Origin of the sequence: Mesorhizobium sp. M7A.F.Ca.MR.245.00.0.0 (genome assembly GCF_003997415.1) — a bacterium.
GTDB lineage: Bacteria > Pseudomonadota > Alphaproteobacteria > Rhizobiales > Rhizobiaceae > Mesorhizobium.
Genome location: NZ_RZTE01000048.1, coordinates 36,553 through 44,128, shown reverse-complemented (window position 1 = coordinate 44,128; position 7,576 = coordinate 36,553). Strand labels below are relative to the sequence as shown.

6 protein-coding genes are annotated in these 7,576 nt (G+C 63.4%); 1 reads left to right on the top strand and 5 read right to left on the bottom strand.

Annotated elements, in window-relative coordinates; genetic code table 11:
* The 3 genes from EOB80_RS30035 to EOB80_RS30025 all read right to left on the bottom strand — a co-directional run.
* Positions 1–643, bottom strand: a 643-nt coding sequence (locus tag EOB80_RS30035) for a hypothetical protein (RefSeq protein WP_127331550.1), incomplete at its 3' end; no start/stop codon positions are given.
* A gap of 205 nt (positions 644–848) precedes the next feature.
* The gene (ileS, locus tag EOB80_RS30030; RefSeq protein WP_127331540.1) at positions 849–3,809 is read right to left on the bottom strand and encodes an isoleucine--tRNA ligase; all 2,961 of its coding nucleotides are present in this window, start codon (positions 3,807–3,809) and stop codon (positions 849–851) included.
* Between the two features lie 232 nt (positions 3,810–4,041).
* Entirely contained in the window at positions 4,042–4,848 is an 807-nt protein-coding gene (locus EOB80_RS30025; RefSeq protein ID WP_127331538.1) for a MipA/OmpV family protein, read from the bottom strand.
* A gap of 194 nt (positions 4,849–5,042) precedes the next feature.
* On the opposite strand from EOB80_RS30025, the gene EOB80_RS30020 reads away from it, so the two are divergent.
* Positions 5,043–5,597: an HdeD family acid-resistance protein gene (locus tag EOB80_RS30020; protein ID WP_127331536.1), complete on the top strand. Its 555-nt coding sequence runs from the start codon at positions 5,043–5,045 to the stop codon at positions 5,595–5,597.
* Positions 5,598–5,615: 18 nt separating this feature from the next.
* Here the strand turns inward: EOB80_RS30020 and EOB80_RS30015 are convergent, their stop codons facing one another.
* Both EOB80_RS30015 and EOB80_RS30010 read right to left on the bottom strand, forming a co-directional pair.
* Positions 5,616–6,596: a bifunctional riboflavin kinase/FAD synthetase gene (locus EOB80_RS30015; RefSeq protein ID WP_127331534.1), complete on the bottom strand. Its 981-nt coding sequence runs from the start codon at positions 6,594–6,596 to the stop codon at positions 5,616–5,618.
* A 6-nt stretch (positions 6,597–6,602) separates the two neighbouring features.
* Positions 6,603–7,463: a TIGR01459 family HAD-type hydrolase gene (locus tag EOB80_RS30010; RefSeq protein ID WP_164762768.1), complete on the bottom strand. Its 861-nt coding sequence runs from the start codon at positions 7,461–7,463 to the stop codon at positions 6,603–6,605.
* Between the last annotated feature and the right edge of the window lie 113 nt (positions 7,464–7,576).

Here is a 7,576-nt window from a genome sequence, read left to right as displayed (position 1 = left end):
TCTTGCCTTCCGCCTCTTTCTTGAGGCGGCGTTCCTTCTTGTACTCGTCCTCGCCAAGCTGATCTTGCGGCGCCGTGCCGGCCGCGACACGATACTGCACTGGAGGCTCGCTCAGATATTTGCGGGTGTTCGGATCGCCCTGCTTGCTGTCGGCAAGGCGGCGCTGGATCTCGGCGGCACGGCCCTTGTCGGAATCGGCCGGTGTCCATGCCGGCGGGTGGCTCGACCCTGACTCCGCCATCGCCCTCTTCACCGAGGCCGGGTCCGTCTGCACGTCGTCGATGATCTCCGACTGATAGGCCGGGTCGTTCTGATGGGCGGTGGCGTCGGCGCGCAAGCGGGCGCGGCGCTGCTCGGGCGATTCGGGCCATTCGGCGCTCGCCGTCTCGATGCTGTCCTGCGGGGCCGGCAGCGCTTCCTTCTGGCCTGGCGCCGGCTTCACGAGCGTCGGACGCGGCTTGTAGTCGATCTGTTCCTTGCGCTTCGGCGCGAATGAAAAGGCGCCCGAAATATCGCCGGCCAGCTGTTCGCCGGCGGTCTTGTCGGTGCCGTAGGTCGGAGAGCCCATGCAGCCGGACAAAGCGAGGCCCGACGCGACAAGCGGCGCCAGCAGCGCCAAGCGCGCATTATATCTCACGGTCATGCCAAAAAGTCCCACTCTAGACAGCCTCTCGATTGCCACCAGCCTTGTGGCCGGTCCCCATCGTCCAAGCACTTGCGACGGAAATCCGGCGACAATTTGTCTTCCGGAGTTTCGCGTGTTTACCTCAACCACTCGTTAAGGGCAACGCGCGGGCGGTTTTCGCCCGCCGGCGTGGCATTTGTGCACCGATCCAGCCGACTAACCGTTAAAGTCGGCCAAGCGCCTTCAATTCATGCAGCACCGCCGCATCCCTGGCCGAAACATCCGGGAATTCCGGATCCTGGCCGACATCGGCGGTGTAGCGCCAGGAGCGTGCACATTTTAACAGGCCACGATCCTCGGCCTTCTCGACCACCACGGCGACACCCTTGACGTCGTCGATCGCGAAGGCGCCAGCCGGTGCCTCGCCATGAGCGATGACCAGATCGCTGGTGATCGCCATCTCGGCCATGTCGACATCTGAAATCGCCGCTTCGAGCGCTGCGTCGTTGATTGTGACGACCGGCACCGCTTCCAGCGACGATCCGATCACCTTCTGGGCGCGCGCGATCTCCAGCGCACCGGTGACGACGCGCCGCACTTGCCGCACCTGGCGCCACTTTTCCGCCAGCGCCTCGTTCTTCCAGTCCGCCGGGATTTGCGGGAACTGGTCGAGATGCACCGAGACGGCGTCGGGATGACGGTCAAGCCAGGCCTCCTCCATGGTGAAAGGCAGCATCGGCGCCAGCCATTTTACCAGGCAGTCGAAGAGATGGCGCACCACCTGCACCGAAGCCTTGCGCTTCAGGCTCGACGGCGCGTCGCAGTAGAGCGCGTCCTTGCGGATGTCGAAATAGAACGCCGACAGCTCGACCACCATGAAATCGAGCAGCATGCGGGTGATGCGCTTGAATTCGAAGGCGTCGTAGCCCGAGCGCACGACCTCATCGAGCTCGGCCAGCCGGTGCAGCATCAGCCGCTCCAGCTCCGGCATTTTCTCCAGCGGCACCTCTTCGCCATCGTCATGGGCAAGCGTACCCAGCATCCAGCGGATGGTGTTGCGCAGCTTGCGGTAGGCGTCGATGTTGGTCTGCAGCACGTTCTTGCCGAGCCGCTGGTCCTCCCAGTAGTCGGTCGTCACCACCCACAGACGCAGTATATCGGCGCCCGACTGCTTGATGACGTCCTGCGGCACCACGGTGTTGCCCAGCGACTTCGACATCTTGCGGCCATCCTCGTCCATGGTGAAACCATGGGTGACGACGGTGTCGTAAGGCGCCCTGCCCCTGGTGCCGCAACTCTCCAGCAGCGACGAATGGAACCAGCCGCGATGCTGGTCGGAGCCTTCGAGATAGACGTCGGCCGGCCATTTCAGGTCAGGACGATCTTCCAGCGTGAAGGCGTGCGTCGAGCCCGAATCGAACCAGACGTCGAGGATGTCCATCACCTGCTTCCACTTCGAAGCGTCGTGATTGCCAAGGAAACGCTCCTTGGCATCAGCCGCGAACCAGGCGTCGGCGCCCTCCTGCTCGAAGGCGTCCATGATGCGCTGGTTGACCGCTTCGTCCTTCAGCACATTGCCGTCGGCATCGGCGAAGACGGCGATCGGCACGCCCCAGGCGCGCTGGCGCGACAGCACCCAGTCCGGGCGCTCCTCGATCATGGCGCGGATGCGGTTCTGGCCGGCGGCGGGCACGAAGCGGGTGTCGTCGATGGCCTTGAGCGCCCGGCTGCGCAGTGTCGAGCCGTCGCCGAGGTCCTTTTCCATGTAGACGAACCACTGCGGCGTGTTGCGAAAGATGATCGGTTTCTTGGACCGCCAGGAGTGAGGGTAGCTGTGCTTCAGCCGGCCGCGCGCGAACAGCGCGTTGCGCTTGATCAGCTCGTCGATGACGGCCTGGTTGGCGTTGCCCTTCTTGCCGTTGTCGTCGATGACACGCGCCGGTCCACCCTCCCGGTCGGGGCCGAAACCCGGCGCGTCCTTGGTGAAGAAACCGCCGTCGTCGACGGTGAACGGGATGGCGGGATCGATGCCGCGTGCGCGCAGATCCACCGCCGCATCCATCCAGGCGTCAAAGTCCTCGCGGCCGTGGCCGGGCGCGGTGTGGACGAAGCCGGTGCCGGCATCGTCGGTGACGTGGTCGCCGGCGAGCATCGGAACGGCAAAGTCGTAGCCGCCGCAAAAACCCTTGAGCGGATGCGAAAGCGTAAGGCTTCCAAGCTCTTGCGCCGAAACGCTGCGGAGACGATTCAAGGTGACCTTGGCCTTGACCGAGGAGTCTTCGGCCAGCGCGTCGGCAAAAATCAGTTTTTCACCCGGCTGCGGGCCGAATGCGTTCTCGGCTGCCGTGACCTTATAGAGGCCATAGTTGATGCGCGGCGAATAGTTGACGGCACGGTTGCCGGGGATCGTCCATGGCGTCGTCGTCCAGATGACGACATGTGCCTGCAGCAGATCGAGTGCGCCCTCCGTCAGCTTGGTCTCGCCATCGACAGGGCGGGCCAAGCTGGCGACCGGAAACTTCGCCCAGATCGTGTCGCTCTCATAGTCGTGGTACTCGATCTCGGCCTCGGCCAGCGCCGTACGCTCGACCACGCTCCACATTACCGGCTTGGAGCCGCGATAGAGCTGGCCCGACATGGCGAATTTCAAAAGCTCGCCGGCGATGCGCGACTCGGCATGGAAGGCCATCGTCGTATAGGGATTCTCGAAATCGCCGATGACGCCGAGGCGCTGGAACTCGGCCCCCTGCACAGCGATCCAACCCGCGGCGAACTCACGGCATTCCTTGCGGAATTCGTTGACCGGCACCTCGTCCTTGTTCTTGCCCTTGGCGCGGTACTGCTCCTCGATCTTCCACTCGATCGGCAGGCCGTGGCAGTCCCAGCCGGGCACATAGTTCGAGTCGTAGCCGCGCATCTGGAACGAGCGGGTGATGACATCCTTGAGGATCTTGTTCAGCGCGTGGCCGATATGGATGTTGCCGTTGGCGTAGGGTGGCCCGTCATGCAGAACGTATTTCGTGCGGCCGGCAGCGCTCTCGCGCAGCTTGCGGTAGAGATCCATGTCCTGCCAGCGCTTGACCAGCAGCGGCTCCTTCTCCGGCAAGCCGGCACGCATCGGGAAGTCCGTCTGCGGCAGGTAAAGCGTCTTGGAATAGTCGATCGTTTCAGTTGTATCGGTCATTGGTCTGCCATTTGCATTGCCCGGCGGGCGTACAAGCTCGGGCGTGAACATCATGTTATGGAAAAAGCGCGAGGGGGCGCGCAGAAACTCCCGGCGGCTCCGGCGGCGCTCAGGCCACCCGGAACACCGGGCCTGTAATTCGTATCGCGATCGCGAAAAGGCGCGAAAAGCTGGTCATGGCTGGGCTTTTAGCCGAAGCCACGGCAGGAATAAAGCGTCTCGTTCATTTCACTTACATCGTGAAATCGAAGCGGTAGGTGGTCGACACGCCAATCATGAACTGGTTGCGGTCGCCGCGCTCCTTGACCAGGCTGGAATCGGCCGCCGGTCCCATCAGGCGTGAATATTCGCCAAACAGGCTGGCGGTCATCGGCTCGGTCACCTTCCAGGTTATGGCGCCGCCGAGGCCGGTCGATTTCAGCCCGCCACCGGGATGATATTCGCTCAAGCCCGAGGCCACGGCTTCCTGCGCGTTGACGCCGTAATAGGCGTCGAAATAATTGCCTGACGCAAAGGAAACACGCGGGCCGCCCGAAATCCTGACGGTCGGCGTCACATCGTAAAAGGCGTCGGCGGCAATGTCGGCGACAAAGCCGTTGTGAGCGCGAATGCCGTGGCGCAGCTCGGCGCGGGCGCGCAGCCAGTCGGTCGGATAGAATTCGAAGAAGCCGCCGACTTCCCCGCCCCAGCGCACCGGATCGAGGCCCTTCAGCTCATCGGCGTTGTCGTCATCGCGGGAAAACAGGAACTTGCCGGTCAGGCCAGCGCGGAAACCGCCATCATCGACCAGCGCCAGCGAGATGTTGTCGTTGCGCGAGACAAAGCGGGCAGCAGGTCCGGCCTTGCCCAGCGAAATGATCGGCGAGGCGCTGAGCAGGTACTTTTTGCCGCCCTCGAAATTCGGCGCCACCATGCCGGTGGCACCTACGGTCAGATACCAGTCGCCGGACAGCCAGCTGCCCTCGCCCGCATTGGCAGCGCCCGTCCCACCCAGCACTGCGGCGGCCAACACAAGAGAGATTCTTCCGACCGAACTCATGGCCACTCCACTAACACAACGCATATGATTGCCGATGACAGCTTTGACGGCCGTTTGGTAAAATTTGATTTAAACCCGAGACATATGCTCGCGCTTTGCCGCGATCCCGCTGCCGGTCATCGGCTGGACGTTGGCTCGCGCCCGGATTACCTTCCATCCGCAGTATTCCGCAGCCCTCGATGGAGACCGCGACAATGACCCTGCATGGCGACGCCTTGAAAATCGGGATCGAACAGACACGGACAAAATGGGGATGGTTTGTCGCACTCGGTGTGCTGCTGCTCATCTTCGGCGGCATTGCCTTCGCCAATCTGTTCGTCGCCACGGTGGCTTCCGTCTACGTCGTGGGATGGCTGATGCTGATGGCGGGTATCATCGAGATCGTGCACGCGTTCGGCGTCAAGTCCTGGAATCGCTTCTTCTACTGGCTGCTCAGCGGACTGCTGTACGCCGTCGCCGGCTTCTTCGCTTTCGGCAATCCGTTGCTTGCCTCGGCGGTGCTGACGTTCCTGCTGGCGATCGCGCTGGTCGCGTCAGGGGTGCTCAGGGCCTGGGTCGGCTACAGCCACCGGCCGGAACGCGGCTGGGGCTGGCTCGTCGCCGCCGGTGTCATCAGCGCGCTTGCAGGTCTGATCATCGCCATGGGCTGGCCGGTCAACAGCCTGTGGGTGCTCGGTCTGTTCCTTGCGATCGACCTGATCTTCCAGGGCTGGACCTTCATCGCCGTCGGTCTGGCGCTGAAAAAGTAACCGGGATAACGCCTGGACTCAAAAAACCATGGCCGCGTCGAGATCGGAGAGCGGCTTGACGCCGGCAAGCAGCGCGCGTGCCTCGGCTTCATCGCGCTTCATCTGCGCGACCAGCGCGTCGAGCCCATCGAACTTCACCTCCGGGCGCAGGAAACCGAAGAAGGAAACCTGACAGACCTCGCCATAGAGGTCTTCGGAGAAGTCGAAGACGAAGGTTTCCAGCAGCGGCGTGCCATTGTCATTGACGGTCGGGCGACGGCCGAAGCTGGCGACGCCGTCGTGAAGCGTGCCGTCGGCGCGGCGGAAGCGGACGGCATAGATGCCCTCCTTGAGTGCGGCTTCAGCCGACAGCCTCATATTCGCGGTTGGAAAGCCAAGGGTTCGGCCAAGCTGCTGTCCGCCGACCACTTCGCTTTCGACGGTGAAGCGGTAGCCGAGCAGACCGGCGGCTTCGGCCACTTCGCCCTCGCCCAGCAATCCGCGGATGCGGCTGGACGACACCACCTCGGCGCCCTCGTCCCGGAAGGCGTCGACGAGCGTGACGCCGAAGCCGTGACGCTCACCCGCCGCCATCAGGTAGGCCGGGCCGCCTTGACGATCCTTGCCGAAGTGGAAATCGAACCCGGTCACGGCGTGGGTAATGCCAAGGTTCGTTTCAAGCACATCCGTCACGAACGCTTCCGCCGACAGCGAGGCGAAGTCGTGCGTGAACGGCTGCTCGATCAGCGCGGCAAAGCCCAGCAGCGACAGGAGCCGCGCCTTCATCGGCGGCGGCGTCAGCACGAACAACGGGATATCAGGCCTGAATATCTTGCGTGGATGCGGTTCGAACGTCAGCACCAGGGCCGGTACGCCGCGCCGTCCGGCCTCGGCAGAGGCGCGCTCGAGCACCGCCTGATGGCCGCGATGGACGCCATCGAAATTGCCGATCGCCACCACGCCGCCGCGCAGGTCGGCGGGAAGCGGCGCGGTTGCCAGGACGCGTTGGAAGGCTGCCATCGTCACCTACCGAAGTCTGGGAATGACGGCCACCGGACCATAGCCATGCTTTTCCAGGAACGCCGCCAGTCTTGCCGGATCCGGTTGCAGGGCATCGCCATAGTCGCGGGCATGGATGCCGCCGGAGACATAAAGAACATCGAAGCCATTGTCGGCGGCGCCCTTCACATCGGTCATCATGCCGTCGCCGATGGCAAGCACCTGGCCGCGCTCGACCGGCTGGCCAAGAATCTCGGCAACCTCCTTCATCGCGAGATTGTAGATCGGCGCGTAAGGTTTTCCAGCGATCAATGTGCGGCCGCCAAGCTGGGCATAGTCACGCGCCAGCGCGCCGGCACACCAGATGATGCGTTCGCCGCGCTCGACCACGATGTCGGGATTTGCGCAGATGAAAGGCAGGTTCCTGGCGCGCAGCCGCCGCAGGAGCTCCGTGTAATCCTCGGGTTTTTCGACCTCGTCGTCGAACAGGCCGGTGCAGACGACGCCGGACGCCTCGAACTCCTCGACAAGCTCGACGTCGAGACCTTCATAGAGGGTGAAGTCCCGGTCGGCGCCGATATGGAAAATCTTGCGCGGCCCTTCGGCGATCAGATCCCGCGTCACGTCGCCTGAGGTAACCACCCGGTCGTAGGCTGACGGTGGAACACCGATCGCGTTCATCTGCGCCACGACATCGGCACTTCTGCGCGGCGAATTGGTGATCAGGACGACGGGGATTTTCGCCTCTCGAGCCCTTGCCAGTGCGGAAGCCGCCACCGGGAAATGCGTTTCACCATTGTGGACCACACCCCAGACATCGCACAGGATTGCCGAATAGGACTTCGACACGTCTTCGAGCGAGCCGATGATTTCAGGCGAATCCGCCATGCCGTTTCCTTCAGTCATGATCGTTGCGATCGCCGCGACCGACGGTTCGCCGCAGCCGGTTCGGATTAGCCGAACCGCCCCGGCCTGTCACCAGCTTTCGCCAGTCACGCGAG